Below are 25,277 nucleotides of genomic sequence, written 5' to 3'. Positions count from 1 at the left end.
CCCGATCAGAACCGGATCGCCACCTGACCACCGATGGTACGTCGCCCATCGCGCGTGTTCCAGTTCACCGCGCCTGCCCCGGTCGTGAACGGCAGGCCGATGACCGCGGCGTGGAAGCGGGTGTCGAACAGGTTGCGGGCGAATGCGCCGACGCGCCATGCGCCATCGGGAGCGCCGATCCCGATGTTCAGCCCGACCAGGTCGTAGCCCGGCTGCCGTGCATAGAGTTCGCCGGGATCATATTGCGTCTCGCTGCGGTAATAATAGCTGGCCGACGCATCGAGGGTCAGGCGGTTGGTAATCGGCTGTTCGTAATTGACGCCGGCGGTGACGCTGTGCTTGGGCGCTCCCGACAGCGGTTCGCCGCGCGCCTGGAACAGTGGCGTCGTCGCGGTCGATCCCGGTGCGTTGCACTGTGCCGCCACTGCTGCTGCCCCTGCGGCAACGGTCGAGTCCGGGCATGCGGTGACATAATCGGTGAAATAGGTATCCGAATAAGTATAGGCCGCGTTGATCGACAGGTTACGGTTGAAGCGCCACGTCGCCTCCACCTCGAACCCCGCCGCCTCGAACCCGCCGGCATTTTCGGTCAGGAACTCCAGCCCGTTGAAGACCGAGGTCTGCAGATCCTTGTACCGGTCATAAAAGATATTGCCGTTCAGCGTCAGCTTGCGATCGAACAGCTGCGTCTTGGCACCCAGGGTGATGTCGACCACTGTTTGCGGATCGACAGTGACCTGTGCCCCGGTCAGCCCCGAGAAGGTGACCGTCGGCCCTAGATAGCCACGCGCGACCGTGCCATAGAACATGATGTCGCGCGCCGGCTTTACCTCGAATCCGATCCGGCCTGACCAGTCGCCACGCTTGGTCGATCCGGTCGACAGCGGGCGCGGGGTATAGGGGACGGTAAACCCGTTCGCGCCGACCGTGCCCGATGGATAATCGGGATCGGCGACCGAGAAGCTCTGCGCATCGACCCAATCGTAATTGTAGCGGCCACCGGCCAGGATCTTGAACTGGTCGGTCACCCGGACCGACCCGTCGACGAACAGTGCCGCGCTGTCGGTCTGGGTACGGGTGGTCGATCGGCCCGAGGTGATCGACAGCTGCGGCTGCGCCGAAAACGGCAATGCGGGACGCAGCTGCGCGCTGTTATAGCCATCGAGGCCCGTCTTGAGCCGCGACAGGTAGATGCCGGCGACATATTCGACCGGCGCGCCGGTCGGCGACGTTACACGAAACTCCTGCGACACGAAGGTACGGTCGCCATCGCCGGCGGCGGCGGTGTTGTTGTTGCCGGTGAAGATCGGCAGCGGATAGGAATCGATGCCGAAGGTGATCTGCCCGGTATCATAAACGCGATACGCGCTGATCGAGGTCAGGTTATAGTCGCCAACCGCCAGGTTGAGTTCGAGCGATCCGCCGTAATTCTCGTCGCGCATCGTCGTCGCGGTATTTTCCGCCGACTTGTCGTTGCGGAAACCGGGCGTGATGCCGAGCGCGGTGACCGTCGCGTTGCGCGCGGCGGCCAGCGCATTGCCGGTCGGGAAGCGGTTGAACGTCCACAGCGCGCCTGGCCCAACCTGCGTGCCCTTGGCATAGTCACCGATGAGATAGGCGCTGAACGTATCGCTGGGCTTCCACAGCAGCTTGGCGCGCGTTCCCCACACATCGGTCGCGCCCCAATCCTGGTTGTTGACGACATTCTCGACAAACCCGTCATTGCCGCGCGCGAAACCATAGACGGCCAGCGCCGCGGTCTGCCCGACCGGCACATTGAGCGATGCGTTGAAGTTGTAGTCGTTCAGCTCGCCATAGCTGGCAAAGGCGCTGCCGCCGAACCGGCCCAGCTCCGGCTTCCGTGTGGTGATGTTGACCACGCCTGACGACGCATTCTTGCCGAACTGCGTGCCCTGCGGTCCTTTGAGCGCCTCGACCCGTTCAAGATCGCCCAAGCTCTGCATCGGATTGCCGAACGGGATGACAACATTGTCGACGACCGTGCCGACGTTCTGTTCCGACGAGCTGCTGAAGCCGCCCGCCGAGCCGACGCCGCGCAGACGGAAGCCGGAGTCATTGGGCGAACTGCCGAACTGGACGCCCGGGATTTGATACTGGATGTCCTGCAGGTTCTGAAAGCCGCTCTGCGCCAGCTGTTCGCCGGTCAATGCGTTAACCGCCAGCGGCACGTCCTGCAGCCGTTCGGCACGGCGGGTGGCGGTGACAATGATCTCGCCATTATCGACCACGCCCGGCGCCGTGGCGGCCGGGTCGTTCTGCGCCGCCGGATCGGCGGTGGCACCCGCCTGGGCAGAGGCGGGGGTGGCCAATGACAGCGCGCTGACGGTCCCGAACGCTGCAACCAGCATCTTCTTCATCACTACCTCTCCTGTATCTCGTTGTTCCTGTGGGGGTCGGGCGCGTCAGGCGGCGTCGGCCTCGTCCACGACATGGTTCGTCAGCGTACCCACCGGTCCGATCGACACCTCGACCCGGTCCCCGGATTTCATCCACAGCGGCGGGGTTCGTTTCGCGCCGACCCCGCCCGGGGTGCCCGTGGCGATAACATCACCAGGTGACAGGGCCGTGAAGGTCGAAACATAGGCGATGATCCGCGCGATCGGGAAAATCATGTCGCGGATCGGCTGATCCTGCACGACCACGTCGTTTAGCCGGGTGACGACGTGCACGTCACTCAGGTCGCCTGCCTCCGCCGGCGTCACCAGCTTCGGACCGAACGCGCCGGTGCCAGGGAAATTCTTGCCCGGCGCGAACTGGGTCGTATGCCATTGCCAGTCGCGCACGGATGCGTCATTGAAACAGGCATAGCCCGCGACATGCGCCATCGCCTCATCCTCGGCGATTGCCCGCCCGCCACGTCCGATCACCACCGCCAGTTCGCCCTCGAAATCGAGGTTGGTCGACACGCGCGGCCGCAGGATCGGCTGCCGATCGGCGATCAGCGTGTCGGCGAAGCGCAGGAAGATCGACGGATGATCGACCTTAGCCCGGCCGGTCTCCTGCCGGTGGCTTTCATAATTATGCCCAACGCACAGGATCTTGCCCGGGTCGGGAATAACCGGCAGCAATAGAACGTCGCATGCCGCAAGGACCGGACCGTCCTCGATCATATCGAGCGCACCGGCCGTGATCGCGCCTTTCAACGTCGCGGGCGCCCCCGGCACCGCGCTGCAATCCGCGATCCGGTCGCCATGAAGCCGGCCATAGCCGGTGGTGCCGTCCGCGCGGCGGAAGCTGACGAATGCCATTATCGATCTCCGTGAAAAGCGGCGACGCCCGCTTGGGCGCAGGTCGCATCGATGTCAGGGGTATCGCCGCTGACGCCGATCGCACCCAGGATTTGACCGCCCGCACTCCGTATCAGCACGCCGCCCGCCGACAGCGCCAGCGCGCCGCCGGTCGCCACCGCGACGCTGGTGAAAAAGGCCGGGTTGCGCGCGGCGCGATCGGCGATCTCGGCGCTGTCCTGCCCCATGCCGATCGCGCCCAGCGCCTTGGCACGGGCGATGTCGTGCCGGAACAGGCTGGCACCGTCCTGCCGGGCAAAGGCGACCGGATGGCCACCGGCGTCGAGGACGATGGCGGCGATCGGCGCGGCCCGGGCGGCGGCAAGCGTCGCGTCCAGAGCGGCCCGCGCGGCGGCGAGCGGCATCATGCCGCCACCGCCGGGCACAGGTGCAGCGCGCGGTGGAGCCGTTCCAGCAACGCGGCAGGCTCGGCATCGGCCGTGCCGAAGACATAGGCGTCGGGGCGGATCAGCACGAACCGGCTCCCACGCGCCTGCAACCAGTGGCGAAGCGTGCCGTCATCGCCGATCGTCGTGGCATCGACCAACGTCACCGACACCGCAGCGGCAGCGACCGCCGACCGTGCAGCGTCTGCCGCAGCGCGGTCGATCGCGATCAGCCGCCACCCCGATCCGGTCGCGCTGTCGAGAAGTTCTCCGTCGCCGAGCCGCGGTTGGACGAAGCGTTCGCCCGCCCCCGCCGTGTCGTTCGCCACCACCCCGGCGCGATAGGCCGGAATCAGGTCGGCAGCGGTCCCGGTCTGACCGCTGCGCGCCCGTTCGCGCATCGCCGCATCGCGCTCGGCGGCGCGGGTGGGATCGAGTTCGCAAATATAGCGCCCAGCCTCCACCGCCGCCGTCACGACGGCGCGGACATGCGGATCGCGTTCGACCTGATAGCTGTCCAGCAGGTCCGGCTCAGCCCGTCCGCCGATCACCAGCGCCAGCTTCCACACCAAATTGGCGACGTCGCGCATTCCGTGGCACATGCCCTGCCCGAAAAAGGGCGGGGTCTGGTGGGCGGCATCACCGGCCAGGAACACGCGGCCGTCGCGCCACCGTTCGGCGATCAGGCCGTGAAACTGATAGGTCGCGGCCCGCAACAACCGGTGTGGCACCCCGTCGAGATAAGGGGAGAGGAGATCGGCGACGACCTCCGGCCGGGTCATCGTCGCCTCGTCCTCACCCGGCAGCAGCATGAATTCCCAGCGACGTATGTCGCCGCGCCCCGGCACGATCGTCGCCGGACGCGCCGGATCGCACATCATCACAGACAGCTGTTGCAGATCCGCCCCCGCCGGCACACCGGTCAGCGCCGGAAAGCGCACCGGTGCCGCGACCTCGGCATCGACCACCAGCCAGGGTTCCTCGAAATGCAGATCGTCAAGCGCGATGCCCAGCGTCTTGCGCACCATGCTGCGCGCGCCATCGCAGGCAATGACCCAGCGGACCCGGGCAGTGTCGGTCACGCCGTCACGGTCGAGGTGCAGCGTGACGCCCGCACCATCCTGTTCAAACCCGGTCAGTTCGGTCGCGGCACATAGCGTCACTGCGTCGAACCGGGTCAGCCCGTCGCGCAGCAGCGCCTCGAGTTCGGGTTGGTAGAAAAAATAGTCGTTGGCCCATCCGAACGGCTTGGGCCGCCCCGCCGTACCCATGTACCGGATCACGCCGTGATCGGCACCTATATGCAGATGCCCCTCGGTCTCACGCATCGCTGGTGCCAGCACCGTGTCCAGCCCGACCGACTGGAACAACCGCATCATCTCATGGTCCAGATGGACCGCGCGCGGCAGCGGATGGGGTCCCTCGGCCCGGTCGATCACCAACACGCTCAGGCCCGCCGCGGCGGCGAGGTTGGCGGCAAGCGCGCCAACCGGACCGCATCCGATTATCCCGATGTCGTACGACACGCTGCTCATCGCGGCAACGTCGCGCAATCAGGGCATGGGCGGGGTTGGCACGCCATCGGTCAGGTCCTCTCACGCCGCCTGTTTTGGCGGTCGGGTCCTTATTCCGGGCGATCACCAATATTGTAAAATACTGGATTTTGCGATTGCCATAGGAAACATCTATGCTTCGGTCGCTTTCAGTATCGCTTCGACAAACACCCTGCCGATGTCGGACAGCGACCGCTCGGCCAGCATGCGGATGCCGATATTGCGCGTGATCGCAGCGCCTTCGATGGGGAGTGCGCGCAACAATCCCATCGACAGTTCGGCCGCGACTACCCCGCGCGGCAGCACCGTAACCCGCTGGCTGCGCCGAACGATCTCCTTGGATGTCAGCAGCGAATCGCACCGAATGACGTTCAACGGCAACGGCACCTCGGCCGACAGGAACAGCGCCTCAATCTGGCGGCGGAAAGCGCCGCCGGCATGGGGCAATACCCATGGCATCCCGGCGATCTCGTGCAGCGCGACGCTCGGTCCCAGCGTATCATGTGCGCGCCCGACGATCAGGGCGAATGGATCGCGCGCGATGCTGCGTTCGACGATATCCTCGGGCGGCGGTTCGATTCCGGTTGTTACCACCGCCACTTCGATCTCGCCGCGTCGCAACAGGTCGGCAAGGTGCGCGTCCGATCCTTCGAGCACTTGCACTGCGACATGGCCGCCCTGCTCCATCCGCCCCAGCGCTGCCGGTACCAGGCTGACCAGCGCGCCAGGCGTGCCGCCGATTCGCAACGGCCCGGCCACGCCCCGCCGCGCCAGCTTCACCGCCTCCTCGGCTTCGCACAGCAGCGCATCCATGCGTTCCGACCGCTCGAACAGGGCAATGCCGGCGGCGGTCAGCACGATGCCGCGCCGTCCGCGATCGAACAGGCTGCCGCCCAGCGCATGTTCGAGTTGGCCGATCGCCACGGACACCGACGGCTGCGAAATGTTCAGCCGGCGCGCCGCACCGCTGATCGATCCTTCGCGACAGACCGCGAGAAACGTTCGAAGCAGGCGTGGATCAATCATAGACCATTCCTATACATGTCTAGTTATCTATTATTTTACATCTGAAACTCGGGTGCAATAAAGGATGTTTGACCGCGACGACGCGGCGTCGGAGAGGAATGATGGCCCGTTTCCCGGTGACCGCGTTGCGCAGCGTCGACCTCGTCGTTGCCGACCTTGATGCGGCGGTCGATTTCCATACCCGAATCTGGGGCCTGACGCTGGCCGACCGCAGCGCCGCTTCGGCATGGCTGCGTGCAACCGGCGACGATCCGCATGTCGTGGCGCTCCATGCCGGTACCGCTTCCGCGATCCGGTCGATGACCTTGCGGATCGATCCGGCCGCCGACCGCGACGCGCTACTTGCCCGGGCGCTGGCGGCCGGTGCGCGGCTGATCCGCCCGTTCGCGCCTGCCGACGATCATGGCGGCGGGACGATGGCGATCATTGCCGACGGTTGCGACCGGACGATGCGTCTGGTGCAGCATGACGATGTGGTCGCGCCGCTCGCCCCCGCCGCCGATCGGCCCGAACGTCTGGCGCACATCAACATCAACAGTGACGATGTGGCGCGTGACACTGCCTTCTTCGTCGATGCGCTGGGCTTCGCGCTGACCGACCGGTCGAGGATGATGGCGTTCGTGCGGACCAATGACGACCATCATTCGGTGGTGATCGCCGACGCACCGGTCAACACGCTCAATCACGTCGCCTTTCAGCTACCAACATGGGAAGGCGTGATGCGTGCCGCCGGCCGCATGGTCGATCACCGTTTCCCGATCGGATGGGGCCCCGGCCGGCACGGACCGGGCGACAATGTCTTTACCTATTTTGTCGATCCAGCGGGCTTTGTCATCGAATATACCGCAGAGGTGCTGCAGGTCGACGACAGCTACCGCGTCGGCACGCCCGACGACTGGACCTGGCCCCCCGGACGCACCGATCACTGGGGCATCGCCCCGCCCAAGACGGCGGAATGCAAGGCGGCACAGCTCGCCATCCCGTTCGTCCGATAATCGCACAGGAGAGTTCGATGACCGATGCCCCCCGCTTGCCCGGCAACACACCCTATGTCCTGCGCGACGGAACCGGCCCCGCTCATCTGGTCGCCGGGCAAGTCATCCGCACGCTGGCCGGGGTGGAGGAAACGGCGGGCGGGTTCGGCGCGGTGATATGTGACGCGCCACTCGATCGCGGGCCGATCCCTATGCATTGGCACGAACGCGAACACGATACCTGGTATTGCACGCGTGGCCGGTTGCAGGTGTGGTGCGGCGACACGTCGCGGGTGCTGACGCCGGGCGACTTTGCCTATGTCCGCCCTGGCGACACCCATAGCTATCGCAGCGTCGCGCCGCGCACCCGCTTCTTCGGCATCGTCGCTCCGGGTGGATGGGAGGAATTCTTCGTCGACGCCGGTGAAGTCTGGGGCATGACCGGTCTGCCCGAGGACGGGCGGCCGTTCGACTTCTCCCGCATGGGGCCGGCGATGGGCAAGCATCGCATCATGCGCGTCGAAGCGCCCACTTATGCCAATGCCGCGCCGATGGGTGACGCGGACCGGGCACTACCGGACGATCACCGATCCTATTTCCTCGATGCGGGCTACGGCGCGCGGCATCGGCTGCACGGGCATCTCTCAACTCGGCTGTTGGGGAGCGCGGAAAGCAACGACCTGTTCGATATGCGGGTGATCGAGGGCGGGCGCGGCGCCACGCTGCCGACGATCCGGCATGCGACGACGCACCTGTTCCTCTACCTCCTCGACGGTACGCTGGAGGTGACGATCGATGGCGAGGCGCACATCGTCACCGGCGGCGATGCGGTCAATCTGCCGGCGGGCACCGCCTATGCGACGCGCATCGTCGGCGGGACGGCGCGCTGGCTGGCGACCAGTTCGGGCGGCAATGGCGGCACGTTCTGGGACAGCGCCGACACAATCACCGACGGCTTCGCCCATGTTGACGCGTTCGGCGGATCGTTGTCGCCAGCCGCCGGTCTCGACGTGACGATGGACGCCGCGGCGTCCTCACGCACTAATCCCGCGCGCTTCTCCTGAACAGCCTGGTCCTTTGCCATGACCCCTAATCCCCTAACCGGCGTCCTTTATCACTGGCTTGGCGGTTTCGCCTCCGCCAGCTTTTATGTCCCCTATCGCGGGGTGAAACGCTGGTCTTGGGAAATTTACTGGCTGACCGGCGGCATCTTTTCGTGGGTGCTGGCGCCGTGGTTCTTTGCCTTGCTGCAAACCAACGACCTAATAAGCGTGTTCGCCGCGATGCCGATGCCGACGCTGCTTTGGCCGATCTTTTTTGGCATTCTTTGGGGTTTTGGTGGCTTGGGCTACGGCCTCGTCATGCGATACCTTGGGCTGTCACTCGGCATGGCCGTGGTGTTGGGGCTGTGCACGGTGTTCGGCACGCTAATCCCGCCGCTGTTCACCGGCGAGTTCGCCGCCAAGCTGCTCGATACCACTTCGGGCAACATCATCCTGCTCGGCCTTGGTCTTACCATCGCCGGCATCGTCGTTGTGGCGCTTGCGGGGGCAAAAAAGGATCAGGCGCTCTCGCCCGAACAGAAAGTCGCCGCGGTCACGGAATTCGATTTCAGGAAGGGTATCGTTGTCGCAATCTTCGCAGGCATCATGTCCGCCTGCTTTGCCTTCGGCCTTGCCGCCGGCGAACCGATAAAGGCGCTATCGGCGGCGGCGGGCACTGGGCCGCTCTGGACCGGGCTTCCCGTACTGTGCCTCGTCATGTTCGGCGGGCTGCTGACTAATGCGGTATGGTGCATCCACCTGATTCGTCGTAATCGCAGCGCGGGTCAATGGCTGGGGCTGGGCGAGGCGAAAGGCGCGCCGATCGCACTAAACTTCGCCCTTTGCGCGCTCGCCGGCACCACATGGTATTTCCAGTTCTTCTTCTACACCATGGGCGAAAGCCAGATGGGGCAGTATGGCTTCTCGAGCTGGACGCTCCACATGGCCTCGATCATCATCTTCGGTACGCTATGGGGCTTCGCGCTGAAGGAGTGGAAGGATGCCGCGCCCCGCACCCGTTTTATGGTCTGGGGCGGGGTCGCGCTGCTGATCCTTGCCACGATCGTGATCGGCTACGGCAATATGATCGGATGACGAAGTTCCCACAAGACTCATAAGATGGTGGGTCGCGGCGGCTGCATTTTGGCGGGGCTATCGCTATACAGTCACTTCCTCTCTGAAGCAGCAGTGAGGGGAAGCCGGTCATCGATCAGGTTTAGAGTGACAGGATCGGAAATGGGCCACCCTTGATACTCCTTCTTACGGTCGGTTGTGGATCCTAAAGGTTCGAGCTCACAACCGATGTCGGGCGACTCCATGATTTCCCGCGTCGGGGTTTTCGCTGATGACGTGTCCCCCCTGGAATGTGACCACGCCGAGGTAGGGTCCGCCTTAAGAGGAGACGGACAGATGAAGCGGAGCAGGTTTTCGGACGAGCAGATCATCGGAACGTACACGAGCAGGAGGTCTGATCTTTCCTCGGCTTGCCGGACACGCAGGGCTAGCTGGTCATGCGCTACTCGGCTAGCTCGGGAGTAGATACCCGAATGCCGGGTGCATCCGATGCCGGTTGTGGTAGCCTTGGATGTATCCGAACAGCGCCTGTCAGGCTTCTGACTGGGTCGCCTATCGGTATTGATGGATCAGCTCGACCTTCAGGGTGTGAAAGAAACTCTCGATCGGGGCATTGTCGTAGCAATTGGCGGTGCGGCTCATCGAGGGTCCGGCGCGGATCACCGACAGGTAATCGACATCGGTCCCGACGTCATATAGCAACTCGCGATTCGAGTGGCAGATGAGGCCAGGCGCTGAACGCTGCCGCTGAGCGGCCATTATTATGGCAGCCAGTGGCAGTTCGGTCGCATATGGTCCCGCATCGCCCACCGACGATCTCGCAGGTTGCCAGGTCGAGCACGGCCGCCAGATACAGCCAGCCTTCTCCGGTCGCGATCTACCTGATGTCGGCAAGCCACATCAGGTTCGGCGCGGTCGCCACGAAGTTCTGCGCCAAAAGGTTCGGGACAATCGGCAAATAGTGACGGCGGTCGGTCGTGTATGGCCGGAACCGGCGCCCGGCAAGCGCGTAGAAGCGATGCCGGCGCATCAGGCGCTTGACGTGGCCACGGCTGCACGGCCGGCTCTCCGCCCGCAGGGCGGCATGCATCCGCGGAGATCGTAGCACCCCTGATGGCGCGCCTGGAGCCGGCGCATGCCGCCGAGCAGCGCCAAGTTCGCCGTCGTTCGCGCACTCTGTGCCCGGCCATGACAGTCGTAATAGCCGCTGCGCAACACGCCGAACATGCGGCACATGACGTTCACTGGGCCAGGTAGACGCATGCTGCTCGATGAAAGCGAACTTGACCGCGGCATCTCCGCAAAGATGACGACGGCTTTTTTCAATATGTCGCGCTCCATCCGCGCCCGGTCCAACTTGCAAGCGCAACCGCGCGATCTCGGACGCCTGATCCGCTGGCGACGCCATTGTCGATACTGGCGGCTTCGCCGCCGGGCCGGCTGCCGGGGCACTGCTCTCCTGCTGCTTGCGCTGCCAGCGACGCAGCAGCGTGGGAACAATACCTAACCCAGCCGCTATCTCGGCCTGCGGGCGGCCGCTCGTTTCCCACAGCGCCACCGCCTCGCGCTTGAACACGTCCGTGAAACGACCCTTCGGCGTACTTGCCATCAAAACACCTCTTGGCTCCGCAGAGCCTATCATCGGTCCCCGTCAAACAGGGGGTAGATCAGGTACACAAAGACATGTCGTCGGAGGGGATAGGCATCAGAAACTATCGATCATTGCGGGCGCTGCTCGCCACCATCGCAAATCAACGTTCATCGACCGACCTGAATACGGTGCAACGGGGGGCGGAGCGTCCATCGGTATTGACAAGATGCCATGATCATAGACCCGTTGGGCTTGTGCGAAAGAATCAATCTGCAACCCCATACTGGAACGTTCATCAATTCTCAGATAAATGAATTTATGATCACCGTTGCGCTATTACATCTAAACTGCTGATTTAAAGACATATTTCCGAGTTCCATTACATCCAAAATACTAATTGCATTTCATTTGTCCGATATATAAACGGTGGGTCGCGAACCAGACATATATTGGTCGCGTAAAGAGGGGATAGTCAATGAAGGCTTTACTGCTTTGCGGTGCAGCATTGCTTGCCTGTGGCGCGTTGCCGGCAGGTGCGCAGTCCAACGCGAACTCCGTTGCCGATACCGGAACACCGCAAGCTGATAGGCCTGAGCAACCTCGTGGCCCTTCGGAGGAGGCGGCAGACGAGGACATCGTCGTCACGGGCATACGCGCGAGCCTTCGCAGCTCGGTCGCCACCAAGCGCAACGCGGACAACATCGTAGACTCGATCTCGGCCGAGGATACTGGCAAGTTCCCCGACAACAACGTTGCCGAATCCCTGCAGCGCATCACTGGTGTCGCGATCGACCGGTCCGGAGGCGAAGGGCAGTTCATCACGGTTCGCGGTCTCGGGCCCGAATTCAACACCGTGCTCGTCAACGGTCGCATCATGGCGACCGACAACGATGGTCGCGAATTCTCGTTCGACGTATTGTCCTCGAACATGATCCAAAGGACGGACGTCTATAAATCCACTCTCCCGCAGCTGCAGGAGGGTGGCATCGGCGCGACGGTGAATGTCGTCACCGCTCGGCCTCTGGACGGCAAGGCGGGGCTGAACCTAGCGGCCGCCGCCGGCGGGATATACGACGGTCTCGCCGACAAGCTTAGTCCGGATGTGTCGGGTGTGGTCAGTTGGACCAATTCCGCCAAGACGTTCGGTGCAGTGTTCGCCGCCTCGTATACGGATCGCAGAAGCCAGCGCGATTTCGTCGATCTCAATGGCTGGATCCTGGGTTCGCAGCGCCAGGTGAACGCAGCTACTACTGCCACGGGCCTGCAGCCTACGATCGGCACGGTTCTAACCCAAAGCGGACAAATCCACACGCCGCGCAACCTGAACTTCAATCGAGAATCGCAGCAGCGCGAGCGGCTTAACTTGTCCGGGGCGATCCAGGCACAGCTGAACGATGCGGCACTGCTGACCATCGACGGCCTGTACTCGAAGTTCAACGTCAAATCTGTCAACCGGTTCTTCGGCGTCTTCTATACCGAACCGTTTATCGGTCTGACCACTGATGCCAACGGCACCGTCACCGGCTTCAACAGGCCGGGCACGCAATTCGTGAACGCCAATCCGGCACTGAACGCCGCCTCACTGGGCGACAACCGTGTGACGGCGTCGCAGAACGACAACGTCGTGACGTCTGTCGACCGTAGAACCGAAAGCTATCAGTTTGGCGCCAACGTGGCGGTCGATCTCACCGACAGTCTGACGATGAAGTTCGACGCGTCGACGACGAAGGCCACGCGCAACCAGCCACGCCAGTTCCTAGTTGTCGGGTCGCTTGCCCAGACCGCGCCACGCTTCGACCTGACGCCGGAGAACGATCTTCCGACCGCGTCCAATCTTGGCCCGATCACCGATGCCAGCCTGCTGCGCGCGCATTACGGATTGAACGAGTTCGTCCGCGTGAAGGACGAAGGCAGCGAGTTCCACATCGACGGCGAATGGAAGGCGGACGATGGCATCTTCCAAAAGCTGCTGTTCGGCCTGTCGTACAACAAGCGACAGAAGGTCCGGACGGTCGCGAGCAACACCGGCACCGACTGCACCTATTGCGGCTACGACGTCCCGATCCCCAGCAGCCTGGTGCAGGCATTCACGCTCGATGGTTTCCTGAACAAGGCCTCGGGCAGCAAGAACGTTCCGAGCAGCTTCTTCACCTTCAACCCGGCAGACGTTTTCGCCTACATTTCCCAGCCCTCGGTCCTGGCGATCCCACGACAGGGGCGGACGGCTGCCGAGCAGGCAGCGGAAGCAGCCAGGCTGCTGGCGATCGCCGGCGGCCCCTATGGTCTGCGCGATCAACCTGGCCAGACGCTCAACGTGACCGAAAAGGTTGCAGCGATTTACATCAATGCGATGTTCGGGAGCGATAATTGGTCGGCGAACGTCGGCGGCCGACTGGTCGACACCAAGCTCGTCTCGCGTGGCTTCGGTCAATTCGTGCTCGGGATCACGCGAAACCCGGGCGATGACAATCTGCTCATCACGCTCGGCGCAGCCCAGCCGGTCCAGGTCCGCAACAGCTACACCAACTTCCTCCCGTCGGCGAACATCAAGTACGACATTGATGCGCAGACCATTTTGCGCGGTGCCGTGTCTCAGACCGTTACCCGTCCTACGCTGACGTCGCTGGGCGTAGACAACAGCTATGGCGGGCGCGTGACGAATGCGGTTTCCAGTGGCGGCAATGCCACCTTGCGTCCGTTTCGCTCGACGAACTACGATTTGTCTCTAGAGCATTATTTTAACGCCGTTAGCTATGTCAGTCTCAGCGGGTTCTACAAATCCTTCAAAGATTTCCTCGAAACTCAAACTCTGAGCGTGCCGCTGTTCGGGTACAACTTCCAGGATACGCGTACCCGCAACGGTCAATCCGGGTCGATCGCCGGCGTGGAGGTCGGTGGCCAGTATACGCTCGACAGCTTGCCGGGTATCTTGTCCGGCCTCGGCGTGGCGGGCAATTATACGTACGTCTCGAGCAACGTTGACCGCGGCAGCGGCACCGCCAGCAACGCAGGCTGCGGCTACAACGGCCTGTCCCCTCACTCTGCGAATGGCAGCGTCTTCTATGAGAAGTTCGGCATCCAGGCCCGCGCGTCGTATAACTGGCGGTCCTCCTTCTTGCGCGCATGCTTCGGCGCCGCGTCACGTCCGGAGAATAGAGACTCGTACGGGCAGTTTGATGCCAGCATCGCCTATGATGTCACACCGCAGTTGCAAGTTTATGTACAGGGCGTAAATCTCACGAGCGCATACGTGAACGACTATTCAGTCCTTGAGGATCGGTTCCTGCTGCTTCAGAACACCGGCAGCCGCTATCTGTTTGGCGTACGTGCGCGCTTCTGATCCTTCGTCCTTGCTCCCCCCTGCCTTCCCGGCGTCAGTCGGGAAGGGCCCTTTTGTCCAGAAGCGCGTAGCGCGAGAGGCTATCGGAATGACTGTTCACAAGACCATCGCACTCGCAGGCACGGCCTGTTTCAGCATCGCCGTCAGCCCGATCGCCTCCGCGGAAATCAAGTATGATGCCAGCACTAGGATCTTCAGGCTCACGGGTGGTGAAGCCGAATACGACATCGCCATCGACGAGCAGGGGTATCTCCGCCCGGCCTATTGGGGAAAGATGCTTGATGCCGCTGCGCCCATCAAGCTGCCACTGCTGCCGCCGCCCCCGGTCATCGGTGCGATGGATCCGCCCAGCTCAGTCACCGCGCAGGAATATGCTGGACAGGGGGGAGGTATCGTCACTGATCCGGGCATCAAGGTCGCCTTTCCCGACGGTAACCGCGACCTCGTCCTTAAATATCGTTCGCACCGGATCGTCGGCAACGGCCTAACGATCGAGCTGGCCGACATTTCGCGACCGTTCACCGTCACCCTGCGCTACACGGTCGATCCGGCCACGGGGGTCGTCGGGCGATCCGCGGTCGCGCGCAATGGCGGTAACGCACCGGTCCGCATCGATCAGATCGCCGCAGCAACCCTGACGCTGCCTTACCAGCCGAACTACCGTCTATCCTACCTCGCTGGCCGGCAGCTTGCCGAGTTCGGGTTCGACCAGCAGCCGATCGGCCGCGCGCTGACCGTGCTGGAAAGTCGGCGGGGCGGGACCAGTAACCACATGTCACCTTGGTTCGCGATCGACCAGAAGGGGGTGACCGACGAGGAGCATGGCCCCGTATGGTTCGGCACGCTGGCATGGAGCGGATCGTGGCGGATCAGCGTCGGCACCGACCTGATCGGCCGCGTAAGGATCGCAGGCGGCTACAATCCTTATGACTTCTCATGGAGTCTGCGCCCTGGCGAGACGCTGGAGACGCCAGTCTTCTACGTCGGTTATTCCGACGACGGCATGGGCGGCGCGTCGCGGCTTCAGCACCGTTTCCAGATCGCCAGCATCCTGCCCGGCAACGGCCGGCCCAAGGTTCGCCCCGTCCTCTACAACAGTTGGGAAGCGACCGAATTCCACATCGACGAGGCGGGCCAGATCGCGCTGGCCGAGAAGGCGGCGCGGATCGGCGTCGAGCGCTTCGTGATGGACGACGGCTGGTTCGGCAAGCGCGACAGCGACCGCGCCGGATTAGGCGACTGGACGCCCAGCCCCACGAAGTTCCCCAATGGCCTGGGGCCGTTGATAGATCGCGTTCACAAGCTGGGCATGGAGTTTGGACTTTGGGTCGAGCCGGAGATGGTCAATCCTGACAGTGACCTTTACCGAGCGCATCCCGACTGGGTCATCAACTTCACGGGTCGTCCGAGGACGGAAGCGCGTAACCAGCTGACGCTCAACCTGGCCCGCACCGACGTGCGCGATCACGTTCTGATCGTGCTTGACGACCTATTGACCAAGAACGACATCCAGTATCTGAAATGGGACTACAACCGCAGCTTTAGCGAGCCGGGATGGCCGGAGCAGAAGGTCGAAGACCAGCAGCGCATCTATGTCGAGTATACACGCAACCTCTACTACATTCTCGCCGAGCTAAAAAAGCGGCATCCCAAGGTCGAGATCGAAAGCTGCTCCAGTGGCGGCGGACGTGTCGACCTGGGCATCATGCGCTACACCAATCAGGTCTGGACGTCCGACAACACCGATGCGTTCGATCGCCTGACGATCCAGGACGGCTTCACCCATGCCTTTACGCCGGCGATCATGATGGCGTGGACGACCGATGTACCCAATTGGGCGACGGGACGTAATGTTGACCTCTCTTACCGGTTCCTGTCCGCGATGCAGGGAGGACTGGGCGTCGGGAACAACCTCAACAAATGGACCGCGGACGATTTCGGCGTCGCTACCCGGATGATCGCCGACTACAAAACGATTCGCGAGACGGTCCAGACCGGCGCACTTTATCGCCTCGCGCGGCCGGACGGCAGCGGCCCGACGGTGGACACGCTGTACGTGTCGAACGATAGGCGCCAGGCAGTACTGTTCCACATGCTCCAAAATTATCAGGGTGGCGACGACGTGCCCGCGATCAAGCTGCGCGGTCTTGATCCCGACCGCCGTTACACTGCCCGCCTCGCGGGCGGCGGCAAGCTGCCGGAAGGCGTGCCGGCCAGCGCGCTGGGTTCGTGGTGGATGTCGCAAGGTGTTACGATCTCACTTCGCGGCGACTTCCGTGGTGAGGCGCTTATCCTGGAATGAGGCTCTGGAATATTTGGGCGGCACTATCTCTTTATCACCCGCAATTAAGTATTTAGGTGTTTGATGGTGCGGCCCTTTAGTTGAAATGCAAGGAGGCCGTGTGTTACAATTTCGTCACGGGCGCACCACGGCCACATACGCTGTTCGAGCAGCAATACAGCGATCACCAGCATCGCATGCGACGCTGAGCTAAGATTTGTGCACCAAATCAAAAGCGATGACGAAGTTGCGCAAGTGGGGGACTGTCGAGGATCTGCAGACCGGGATAAAAGTCCCTCACCCAACTGCAAGCTTGATTTATCGTTTGTTTCATATATTTGCGTCTAATTCTAGTTTCTTACGTTGCTCTCTCAGCCAGTTCGGCCGTCGCCCACGCGGCAACTGCCTCAACAAACGCTCGCACCTGCGGCGACTGGAACGCTCGATCGGCGTAAACGAGCGCCACCTGCATCTCCGATCCAATGACGCCTTCGAGAACGTGCTCGAGGACACCACTTGTCAGCAGAGGTAGGACAAAGGTCCGTGGCAGGAGCGCTATGCCTAGTCCGTCGACCGCCGCGTCGCGGAGCAGGGCGATCTCATTCGAGAAGAAGGTACCTTCTATCTGAAGCTGCCCTCCAGCGATAAGTGGCCAATGCAAGGTCGACAGTTCGCCGCGGGCGAACCCGAGAAGACAGCGATGATGGCGGATGTCACGCTGTGTGCGTGGAACACCCCTTTTCTCGAGATAGCCTCTCGATGCGACGGCGATCATAGGATCACGAAAAAGCGTGCGTGCGATCAGACCGGGTTGAATTTCGCTACTTGCCCGAAGCGCGACGTCATACCCGCCGTGAAGGACGTCCACGATCAGGCTCGTCGTATGCACGTGAACACGTAAATCCGGATGGCGCGCGGCGAAGGCACAGAGCATCGCGTTGAAGCTCGTGCTCATCATCGGTGGTACCGAGACGCGCAAATCGCCGCGCATCAGGTCGTCTGATCCTCGAACGCTCCGCTCGGCCGAAAGCACGGCCTCAAGCGCCATGGATGCCTGTCGGTAGAATACCCCGCCTTCGTCGGTGAGTGTCAGGCTCCGCGTGCTGCGGCGTAGCAGACGCGTAGCAAGCCGCTCTTCCAACCGGGCAAGGCGTCGGCTTAAGGTGGCGCGTGGGATACGCAACTCCGCTGCAGCCCGCGACAAGGACCTGGCTTCCACCACCTTGGTGAAGGCAACGAGTTCGGCGGTTTCGACAAGCTCTCTCATTTGAATCAAATCCTAGCAGATGATGCCAGCAATTGATGCATTGTTCCGGTTTTCGATCGAACGCAAATACACTCGTGATCATGTCCGGAGGCGCTGTGACACAGTTGCCTGAAGGGGCTTGATGCCAAGTGAGAGAAATAATCCCATGTCATCTGACGCAAAGAAAGTGATCGCCGTGTTCGGCGCAACGGGCCAGCAGGGTGGCGGCGTAGTGCGCGCCCTCACGGCTCGCGGTGACTTCATCGTCCGTGCCCTGACCCGGAACCCGGGCAAATATGACGGACCAGCCGATGAGGTCGCCGAGGCGGACCTCGATCGGCCGGAGACGCTCGCTGAAGCGCTGACCGACGCTTACGGCGTGTTCCTCGTGACCAATTACTGGCAGGAGGGTGTTGACGAACTTCAGCAGGCGACCGCAGCGATTGACGCGGCCAAGGCCGCGGGTGTCGAGCACTTCGTCTGGTCGACCTTACCGAACGCTGAGGCGATCAGCGACGGCAAGTACAAGCTGCCGCAGTTCAGCGGGAAGGCGAAGATCGATCCGATCGTGGGGAAAGCCGGTTTCAAGCATCACAGCTTCGTCGTGCCGCCAGCCTATTACCAAAATTTTTCCGGTCAATTTGGACCGCAGCCTCAGCAGGATGGTAGCCTGGGCTGGACGCTGCCGCTCGATCCAACGGTTCGCTGCTTCCACCTGGGCGACATCGGCGAACTCGGTGACATTGTCGCAGGCGCGTTCGCGCATCCTGAAAAGGCCGGCGACGGTGCTTACCTCCCGCTGGTCGGGGATTTCCTCAGCTTCAACGACATGCTCGAAACGCTGCGGCAGCAGGGGCACGAATTTTCGTTCAATCAGGTTCCCCGCGACGTGTTCGCCGGGTTCTTCCCAGGCGCGGACGCGCTGGTCGAGAACATGGCCTACTACGAGGATTGCACGTACCTCGGCCCGGACCCGCAGGAAGATGCAATTGCTCTCGCCAACGCGGTAGCGGGTCGAACGCCGACATGCTTTGCAGATTGGGCCCGAGACAACTTCCGGATCGCGCCGCCCAAGCAGCACTGATCCGTAAGCAAGGGATGTACCGTCACCCTGGCAGCAAGGTGACGGTACGCCGTATTGAAAATTACGGGATCAGCACCCACCAACGTTAGAAACGGCAAGAGCCGTCTCGTATGGCACCGGTTGTAGCACTAAACCCGGACAGCGATCGTCATTAGAAAACGCTGAACGTCAACTTCAAGAAGCTATGGGCTTTACCGCTTCACGATCCAATTCATTCGGAATCGGCGGTTCGGATTCCACGTTGTGCCGGAACGGTGTAGCCTGCGGGCATGGCATACATTTAAGATCATGCTCGGGATCAGGCGCCGCTATCACCGGCATCGGTCGAGGACTATGTCGTGACAGACAATCCGGTCCGGTCCATCGACGCCTTTGTCAACGACCCGGATATTTGCGGGTTCGGCTTCATGCGATCATGGCCAAGGGCAATGGGGCAGCCCGGCTATGATCCGGCCGACATGCTCAAGCTGTACCACTACAGCTATTTCAACGAGGCACGGTCGAGCGGCGCCTGGCAGCGGACGCAACCCGCAATCTCGAGCTGATCTGGCTGCTGCCGGACTTCCGGATCATTGCTGACTTCCGCTGCGAAAAACCGGGCCGCGTTTAAGACGGTGTGCCGTGAGTTTATGGCGCTATGCCGCAAGTTGGACCTGTTCGGGCGCGGATTGCTGGCAGTAGACGGCACATGACTGAAGCCGATGAACGGGCGGTCAACCACAAGCGGCTTGCGACGTATCTCACGTCCGCCAGCGCGAGACCGGAGCGGTACCTTCCAAGACATTCGGTGCCCAATCACCCGCTTTGAAGTGCAATCGGCCGGCAGGCAACCGCTGGCGGGAGCGAAAGCTATCTGTCGCTTTTGTGGCGTCCGGAGACGAGGAAGGCCAAATCCCAAAAAATCGTACCGTCCGCTGCCCGGTGCTCCTCATCAATGCGGTGGGCAAGCGTGTCCAGATCCAACTCCCCCTTGCGAACGACACCCTTCTCGATCATGCGCGGCAGCATGACCTGCATAAGTGTCGGCAAAAACGATTCCTCCCATGGTTGTATGAGGACGCCTTCGCTGCGCGCATGCTCGATCGCGAAACCGGCTGCGCGGATCAGGCTCGCCAGGCGGTAGCCGAGCGCTACGTCGCCTCCTTCCGCAGCGACGGTGTCCCACGCCATTCTATAGCACTGCCGATGCGCCGGAAGCTCGCCCACGCCGGTTGGCAGATCGGCACGCGCATGTTCCTGAAAAGCAAGGATCGCACCTGGCTTGGCCAGTCGTGCAAGCCGGATCAGCGTTGCGGCGGCGTCAGGAAGGTACATCAGCACCCGTCGGCCAACGATTGCATCGAACTGGCCTAGGTCAGGCAACTCTGCACTCAGATCTGCGGTCTGGTAGCAGATTGGAGCCATCTCAAGATGGAGTGGTGCAGCCTGTGCAGACGCCAGCGCTTCCTCGCTCCTGTCGATACCGATAACTTCACCTGCAGGGCCGACCAACGTGGCCATGGCACGGCTAAGATCACCATTGCCGCATCCCACATCAAGCACGCGCATATCCGCGGTAATTCCGATGTGAGGAAAGAAGCGAGCGCTTGGAACATTGGCGGGATTAGCTGGCGCCGGCGTTTGAAGCGACATAACGTCATCCACTATGAAAAAAGGCGAGGTCTAGAAGGTGCAACGTACCCCAATCACCGTTGTCCGCCCCGGAGCAATCGAGAAATCAAATCGTTCGGATGTTTGATCATGAAGGACGTTATCAATTCGGCCGAACAGTAGCAGGCCAGGGGAGACCTGCTGCTCGGCGCGTAAGTTCAGGCGCCATAGAGCCGGTGCTTCACCAGCAAATTGTAGAATGCGCGGACCAAGAACAAAGGCATTCGCACTAACGGTTCCGCTCAGAACCCGCAGGGTGGTGGTGATTCCGCCGGTATAGTCCGGAACGCTGATCCGGCGGCTTCCCGGGGCGTTCTGTCCTGTTCCAACCAAAGGGCTTATTTTTCTGATTCGATTGTCGATGAGTGTGAAATTGCCGCGCAGCAAAACGGGCCCGAGCGTGGCATTGCCTTCAAACTCCCAGCCCTTGTTCGTGATGATACCGTAGTTCTGGTACTCCCGGATGCGGGGACGGGCGGTTTCATCGACACTGAGCGGCATGATGAGATCGCGGCCTTCCTCATCGAAGTACGTGACCGAGAAGGTGCCTATACCTCGCCAGGTGAAATCGGCACCCGCGTCCCAGCCTTCTTTCACTTCCGGGCCGAGGTTCGGATTAGCGCGGTAGGAGATGCCGCTGGATACGCTGGCGGCGCGAACGTCGGTGATCGGGGCGCGAACGCTGCGGCCCCACTGGCTGCGTAGCTTTACCGTCGCAGGACCGCGATCCAACACATAGGAAAGACCGACGCGCGGCTGAACCTGTCTTTTCTCGGACGGTACGACGTAGCGCAGTCCCTCCTCAATCCGCGCGGCCAGGGTCAGGTAAAGCTGCTTACGAAATCCCAGTTCAGCCATGGCGTAATAACCGAAGTTGCGCCAATTTTCCTCGACCGGATGGTAATCGCGCGCGTTGGCATAATCTGGTCTGCCGTTCACGATTGGGTAGCCGAGCGCCTCGAAGCCATTGGCATCATAGAAGGTAGCGTCTCCGCCTGCGGTTAGAACCGCGGACAGATCAGAATTGATGGTGGCGTTATAGCTCGTGAAATAACGCAACGTGCGGCGGCTGTAGTCGGTATGCTGCTTGTTGTTGCGACCGAGGAACACGCCGTCATAACCAAATGAGTTCCTGTCCTGTCCGATCGTCAGCGTATGCTGCCAGTTGGGTGTGGCCTGATAGCCGAGCGAGAAGGCGAGCAGCGTCTGCGTCATAGGATAGTCGGAGCCCTGACCGGGCACGGGGTCGTTAGGATAGGTGGACAGCGCCAGTTCGCGATGGTTGTGGAACGCGCTCAAGCTCAAGGTGAAATCGCCTCGACGGGCCCGCAGTCCGCCCGAAAGCCCGTAAGACTCAGAATTGTACCTTCGTGCCCATTCCCCCGTTGACTGGTACACTCCCCCCAAGCGGTAGCCAAAATCGTCGTCGCCTCCGAGCAACTGCAGGCTGTGATCCTGAACGATCGGCGTGGCACTATCGGGCTTGTAACGGCTTTCCATGATCCCGACAGAGGCTTGCGCGATCAACTGTGGGCGGCCGGTCGCGCCCTTCTTCGTGACGATTTTCATCAGGCCGTTTGAGCCGTCGGTGCCGTAAATGGTTCCTGCCTGCGGGCCGCGTACCGTTTCGATGCGCTCGATGGTACGCGGATCGATCATCGACAGAAGGGTCGGACGGGAGAGTTCAACACCGTCGATGAAAATCTTGGCATAATCGTTGTTCAGGTCGCTGAAGCCATAATTCCATGAGGTGCTCCCGCGCGAAAAGACCTGCGTGGTCCAATCGTTCACGCCGGGATTGATGACGAACAGCCCGGGGATTTCTCCGCGAAGGAGATCGGTCATGTTGGTGACCTGCTTACGCTCGATGTCAGCCGCGGTGATGACGGAAACCGGGCTTGAACTGCTGCGGACTGCGCCAATCCGCGTGCCGGTCACGGTGACCACATCGGCTTCCGCCCCGGAGATAGGCGCCAGGCTGATGTCAATCACGAGCGGTTTTGCCGCCGAGAGCGTAATTGCGCGCCTTTGCTCGCGCATGGCGGCGTGTTTGGCGACGAGGATGTAATCGCCCGCTGGCACTCCGCTTAACTGAAAGCGGCCAGCGCCGTCCGTGGTGGCGGAAAAGCGCGTGCCCTCCAGATTGATTGTGGTGCCGCTCAGCTCGCCCGCCATCGTCTCAATCGTCACATAACCGGTAATCTGCCCTGTCGTATCGGCCTGCGCATACTGCGACAGGTCGCGGCCGTGCAGGCCACTGGCAACGTCCAATCCCTGCTCCGGGGAGACATTCTGGGCTGATGCCGCTGAGGCCAGAACCGCCGAAAGCACTGCGACGGACGTGCTCAGGCATTGGGAGCGAGCAAACGTCTTCGCCCGCAAGACCGCATTCATAATAGCTTTCCTCGATGTTTTCTTGCGCGCGATCGTTCGCGCATACCGAATTGCCTACGCGGCGATGTGATAGGATAACGTAACATCTTGAGACAGTATCTCATAACGTCTAGGCAGCATCGTGCAAGCCCCCGGGGAAGACAGATGATCCGCCGCCTATTGATGAGTTCCGCCATTTCCGCTCTGACGATCAGCGCTCCCGCCTATGCTCAAAACGAGGTGGAAAGCCGCGAGGCGACGAGTAGCCGTAGCGAGCGCCTACGTCCGCATGATGAGGCTTCGGAGGAAATCCTAGTTACCGCGCCATATCCGCAGAACCAGCTTGATGTGCTGTCTGGAACGTCGGTGCTTTCTGGGCAGGAGCTTACCCGTCAACTCCGCCCAACGATCGCTGAGACCCTCGCCCGGCAGCCTGGCGTGTCGGCAACGAGCTTTGGGCCGAACGCATCGCGCCCGGTGCTACGAGGCTTTCAGGGTGAGCGAATACGCGTGTTGACCGATGGTATTGGCAGCATCGATGTTTCAAACACGTCAGTCGACCATGCCCCGGCGGTCAATCCGCTGACGGCGGAACGGATCGAGGTGCTGCGCGGCCCGGCAGCTTTATTGTTCGGTTCGTCTGCGATTGGCGGCGTCGTCAACGTGATCGACAATCGCATCCCACGCCGAATGCCCGAGAAGCCGGCCCATTTCGACGCGATCGCGGGTTACGGATCCGCAGCTGATGAGACGACACTCAGCGGAGTGCTTGACGTGCCGATCAACGATCGGATCGTGCTTCACCTGGATGGCAGCTATGTGAAGACTGGCGACCTTCGCACCGGCGGCTATCTTTACTCCCGCAACGTGCGGGAAGAAGCGGCCGAGCATGCCGCCGAGCAGAACGAACCTGAACTACTAGTGGAGGCAAATGCGAGAGGACGGCTTGCCAATACTGCAGCTGAAACGTCCGACTTTGGCGGCGGCCTTACCTATATCGGCGAGCGCGGATCCCTTGGGTTCTCGGTCAGCCGCTATGATAGCCTCTACGGGGTGCCTGCCCGTTTCGACGGGCATGGCCACCACGATGAAGAGGTGGAGGACGCTGTTGACGGCCACGCTCATGATCACAGCGGCGTACGTCTCGACCTGCGGCAGACCCGCATCGACGTACGCGGGGAATATCAACTGGAGGGCTTCATTGACCGGATCCGCGTGCGAGCGGCCGGCGCCGACTATCGGCATGACGAACTCGAAAGCCCCGGCGTAGTCGGTACCAGCTTCTTCAACCGAGGATATGAAGGCCGCGTGGAGGCCGTACAGACTAGGCGCGACCGCTGGAGCGGGGCAATCGGTGGGCAGTTTTTTGTTCGCAATTTCCGTGTGGAAGGCGAGGAGAAGTTCCTGCCCAAAAGCAATACCCAGCAATATGGCTTATTCACACTGCAGTCGTTCGACTTCGGCGTACTTCGAGCGGAAGCAGGCGCGCGCGTTGAGCATAGCAGCATCAGCGCCGATGCCGACGCGGACTTGGGCAACGGTAACATCGCCCGCAGCTTCGATGCCTTCTCATTTTCGGCAGGTGCAAGCTATCCGCTAACTAACGGTGTACGCATCGGCTTGAACGCATCGCGCACTGAACGTGCACCCTCGGCTGAGGAGATGTTCGCCAATGGGCCGCATCTCGGCACGCAGGCGTTCGAAATCGGAAATCCTGCTTTCACCAAGGAAGCCAGCTGGGGTCTCGAAGCGACGCTGAAAGGCCGTGGAGAGGGTTACCGGTTTGCAGTGTCTGCTTACCACAATTGGTTCAGCAACTATATCTACGATTACCTGACGGGCACTGAGATCGACGGACTGCCGGTTTATCAATATGCTCAGGCGGATGCTCGCTATTATGGCTTTGAGGGGGAGTTGTCCGCGCGCTTGGCTACAATCGGCAATTTGGAAATTCGAGGTGACGTGCTCGGCGACTATGTCCGTGCAACCATCAAGGGATCTGGTCCGGCGCCCCGCATTCCTCCACTGCGATTGCTCGGCGGTGTCGAAGCCCAGGCAGTGCAGGTCAACGGACGGGTAGAGGTAGAACGCGTATTCGGGCAGGATCGCATTTCTGGCTATGAGACGCCGACTGACGGCTACACGATGGTCAATACGTCTCTCGCCTGGATGCCGTTCAGCGGCAACGCCACCAGCCTCATCCTGTCCGCAAACAATATATTCGATGTCACGGCGCGTCGACATCCGAGTGTTATCAAGGATTTCGCTCCACTCGCAGGGCGAGACATCCGGCTGACCGCCCGGTTCCAGTTGTAGCCTATCAGTCAGGGAGGATCACAACGCTGTGA

At 61.8% G+C, this 25,277-nt stretch carries 15 protein-coding genes and 2 pseudogenes; 8 read left to right on the top strand and 9 right to left on the bottom strand.

Annotation, left to right across the window (positions count from 1 at the left end):
* Positions 1 to 5: 5 nt before the first annotated feature.
* The 5 genes from GQR91_RS00640 to GQR91_RS00620 all read right to left on the bottom strand — a co-directional run bounded on the left by GQR91_RS00640 (position 6) and on the right by GQR91_RS00620 (position 6,273).
* Positions 6 to 2,378, bottom strand: coding sequence for a TonB-dependent receptor (locus tag GQR91_RS00640; protein ID WP_235904021.1), 2,373 nt, complete (start codon positions 2,376 to 2,378; stop codon positions 6 to 8).
* A gap of 45 nt (positions 2,379 to 2,423) precedes the next feature.
* Entirely contained in the window at positions 2,424 to 3,269 is an 846-nt protein-coding gene (locus GQR91_RS00635; protein WP_149682411.1) for a fumarylacetoacetate hydrolase family protein, read from the bottom strand.
* Complete coding sequence (locus GQR91_RS00630; RefSeq protein WP_149682412.1) at positions 3,269 to 3,676, bottom strand: GlcG/HbpS family heme-binding protein; 408 nt, start codon at positions 3,674 to 3,676, stop codon at positions 3,269 to 3,271. The genes GQR91_RS00635 and GQR91_RS00630 overlap by 1 nt, the downstream gene beginning before the upstream one ends.
* Positions 3,673 to 5,229, bottom strand: coding sequence for a bifunctional 3-(3-hydroxy-phenyl)propionate/3-hydroxycinnamic acid hydroxylase (locus GQR91_RS00625; protein WP_149682413.1), 1,557 nt, complete (start codon positions 5,227 to 5,229; stop codon positions 3,673 to 3,675). Before GQR91_RS00625 ends, GQR91_RS00630 begins: the two co-directional genes overlap by 4 nt.
* Before the next feature lie 150 nt (positions 5,230 to 5,379).
* On the bottom strand, positions 5,380 to 6,273 hold the full coding sequence (locus GQR91_RS00620) for a LysR family transcriptional regulator (protein WP_149682414.1): 894 nt from the start codon (positions 6,271 to 6,273) through the stop codon (positions 5,380 to 5,382).
* Between the two features lie 98 nt (positions 6,274 to 6,371).
* On the opposite strand from GQR91_RS00620, the gene GQR91_RS00615 reads away from it, so the two are divergent.
* The 3 genes from GQR91_RS00615 to rhaT are packed head-to-tail and all read left to right on the top strand — an operon-like array spanning position 6,372 to position 9,385.
* The gene (locus GQR91_RS00615) at positions 6,372 to 7,268 is read left to right on the top strand and encodes a VOC family protein (protein WP_211368526.1); all 897 of its coding nucleotides are present in this window, start codon (positions 6,372 to 6,374) and stop codon (positions 7,266 to 7,268) included.
* A 17-nt stretch (positions 7,269 to 7,285) separates the two neighbouring features.
* Positions 7,286 to 8,311, top strand: a complete 1,026-nt coding sequence (locus tag GQR91_RS00610; RefSeq protein ID WP_160146764.1) for a cupin domain-containing protein — start codon at positions 7,286 to 7,288, stop codon at positions 8,309 to 8,311.
* Positions 8,312 to 8,329: 18 nt separating this feature from the next.
* Entirely contained in the window at positions 8,330 to 9,385 is a 1,056-nt protein-coding gene (gene rhaT / locus GQR91_RS00605; RefSeq protein WP_149682416.1) for an L-rhamnose/proton symporter RhaT, read from the top strand.
* Between the two features lie 429 nt (positions 9,386 to 9,814).
* On the opposite strand, the pseudogene GQR91_RS00600 reads toward rhaT, so the two are convergent.
* A pseudogene (locus GQR91_RS00600) lies at positions 9,815 to 10,973 on the bottom strand (IS3 family transposase).
* A 457-nt stretch (positions 10,974 to 11,430) separates the two neighbouring features.
* On the opposite strand from GQR91_RS00600, the gene GQR91_RS00595 reads away from it, so the two are divergent.
* Positions 11,431 to 14,295 carry a TonB-dependent receptor gene (locus tag GQR91_RS00595; protein ID WP_149682417.1) on the top strand — a complete coding sequence of 955 codons (2,865 nt, stop codon included), beginning with the start codon at positions 11,431 to 11,433 and terminating at the stop codon, positions 14,293 to 14,295.
* Positions 14,296 to 14,383: 88 nt separating this feature from the next.
* Positions 14,384 to 16,597, top strand: a complete 2,214-nt coding sequence (locus GQR91_RS00590; protein WP_149682418.1) for an alpha-galactosidase — start codon at positions 14,384 to 14,386, stop codon at positions 16,595 to 16,597.
* Positions 16,598 to 16,934: 337 nt separating this feature from the next.
* Here the strand turns inward: GQR91_RS00590 and GQR91_RS00585 are convergent, their stop codons facing one another.
* Entirely contained in the window at positions 16,935 to 17,843 is a 909-nt protein-coding gene (locus GQR91_RS00585; RefSeq protein ID WP_149682419.1) for a LysR family transcriptional regulator, read from the bottom strand.
* Positions 17,844 to 17,988: 145 nt separating this feature from the next.
* On the opposite strand from GQR91_RS00585, the gene GQR91_RS00580 reads away from it, so the two are divergent.
* Both GQR91_RS00580 and GQR91_RS00575 read left to right on the top strand, forming a co-directional pair.
* Positions 17,989 to 18,906, top strand: a complete 918-nt coding sequence (locus GQR91_RS00580) for an NmrA/HSCARG family protein (protein WP_149682420.1) — start codon at positions 17,989 to 17,991, stop codon at positions 18,904 to 18,906.
* Between the two features lie 335 nt (positions 18,907 to 19,241).
* A pseudogene (locus tag GQR91_RS00575) lies at positions 19,242 to 19,451 on the top strand (transposase); the annotation flags it as partial.
* 304 nt (positions 19,452 to 19,755) lie between these two features.
* On the opposite strand, the gene GQR91_RS00570 reads toward GQR91_RS00575, so the two are convergent.
* Positions 19,756 to 20,538 (bottom strand): methyltransferase domain-containing protein, encoded by a 783-nt coding sequence (locus GQR91_RS00570; RefSeq protein WP_149682422.1) that lies wholly within the window; start codon positions 20,536 to 20,538, stop codon positions 19,756 to 19,758.
* Positions 20,539 to 20,568: 30 nt separating this feature from the next.
* The gene (locus tag GQR91_RS00565) at positions 20,569 to 22,950 is read right to left on the bottom strand and encodes a TonB-dependent receptor (RefSeq protein WP_149682423.1); all 2,382 of its coding nucleotides are present in this window, start codon (positions 22,948 to 22,950) and stop codon (positions 20,569 to 20,571) included.
* A gap of 144 nt (positions 22,951 to 23,094) precedes the next feature.
* Between GQR91_RS00565 and GQR91_RS00560 the strand changes: the two genes are divergently transcribed.
* The gene (locus GQR91_RS00560; RefSeq protein WP_149682424.1) at positions 23,095 to 25,245 is read left to right on the top strand and encodes a TonB-dependent receptor; all 2,151 of its coding nucleotides are present in this window, start codon (positions 23,095 to 23,097) and stop codon (positions 25,243 to 25,245) included.
* The last annotated feature ends 32 nt before the right edge of the window (positions 25,246 to 25,277 follow it).

Origin of the sequence: Sphingomonas carotinifaciens, assembly GCF_009789535.1 — a bacterium.
Lineage (GTDB): Bacteria > Pseudomonadota > Alphaproteobacteria > Sphingomonadales > Sphingomonadaceae > Sphingomonas > Sphingomonas carotinifaciens.
This window is presented reverse-complemented; position numbering and strand designations above follow the sequence as displayed.

What these genes read in the sequence shown, in the direction of transcription:
- GQR91_RS00640 (WP_235904021.1), bottom strand. Translation starts at nt 2,378, where the DNA reads ATGAAGAAGATGCTGGTTGCAGCGTTCGGGACCGTCAGCGCGCTGTCA.
- GQR91_RS00635 (WP_149682411.1), bottom strand. Translation starts at nt 3,269, where the DNA reads ATGGCATTCGTCAGCTTCCGCCGCGCGGACGGCACCACCGGCTATGGC.
- GQR91_RS00630 (WP_149682412.1), bottom strand. Translation starts at nt 3,676, where the DNA reads ATGATGCCGCTCGCCGCCGCGCGGGCCGCTCTGGACGCGACGCTTGCC.
- GQR91_RS00625 (WP_149682413.1), bottom strand. Translation starts at nt 5,229, where the DNA reads ATGAGCAGCGTGTCGTACGACATCGGGATAATCGGATGCGGTCCGGTT.
- GQR91_RS00620 (WP_149682414.1), bottom strand. Translation starts at nt 6,273, where the DNA reads ATGATTGATCCACGCCTGCTTCGAACGTTTCTCGCGGTCTGTCGCGAA.
- GQR91_RS00615 (WP_211368526.1), top strand. Translation starts at nt 6,372, where the DNA reads ATGATGGCCCGTTTCCCGGTGACCGCGTTGCGCAGCGTCGACCTCGTC.
- GQR91_RS00610 (WP_160146764.1), top strand. Translation starts at nt 7,286, where the DNA reads ATGACCGATGCCCCCCGCTTGCCCGGCAACACACCCTATGTCCTGCGC.
- rhaT (WP_149682416.1), top strand. Translation starts at nt 8,330, where the DNA reads ATGACCCCTAATCCCCTAACCGGCGTCCTTTATCACTGGCTTGGCGGT.
- GQR91_RS00595 (WP_149682417.1), top strand. Translation starts at nt 11,431, where the DNA reads ATGAAGGCTTTACTGCTTTGCGGTGCAGCATTGCTTGCCTGTGGCGCG.
- GQR91_RS00590 (WP_149682418.1), top strand. Translation starts at nt 14,384, where the DNA reads ATGACTGTTCACAAGACCATCGCACTCGCAGGCACGGCCTGTTTCAGC.
- GQR91_RS00585 (WP_149682419.1), bottom strand. Translation starts at nt 17,843, where the DNA reads ATGAGAGAGCTTGTCGAAACCGCCGAACTCGTTGCCTTCACCAAGGTG.
- GQR91_RS00580 (WP_149682420.1), top strand. Translation starts at nt 17,989, where the DNA reads ATGTCATCTGACGCAAAGAAAGTGATCGCCGTGTTCGGCGCAACGGGC.
- GQR91_RS00570 (WP_149682422.1), bottom strand. Translation starts at nt 20,538, where the DNA reads ATGTCGCTTCAAACGCCGGCGCCAGCTAATCCCGCCAATGTTCCAAGC.
- GQR91_RS00565 (WP_149682423.1), bottom strand. Translation starts at nt 22,950, where the DNA reads ATGAATGCGGTCTTGCGGGCGAAGACGTTTGCTCGCTCCCAATGCCTG.
- GQR91_RS00560 (WP_149682424.1), top strand. Translation starts at nt 23,095, where the DNA reads ATGATCCGCCGCCTATTGATGAGTTCCGCCATTTCCGCTCTGACGATC.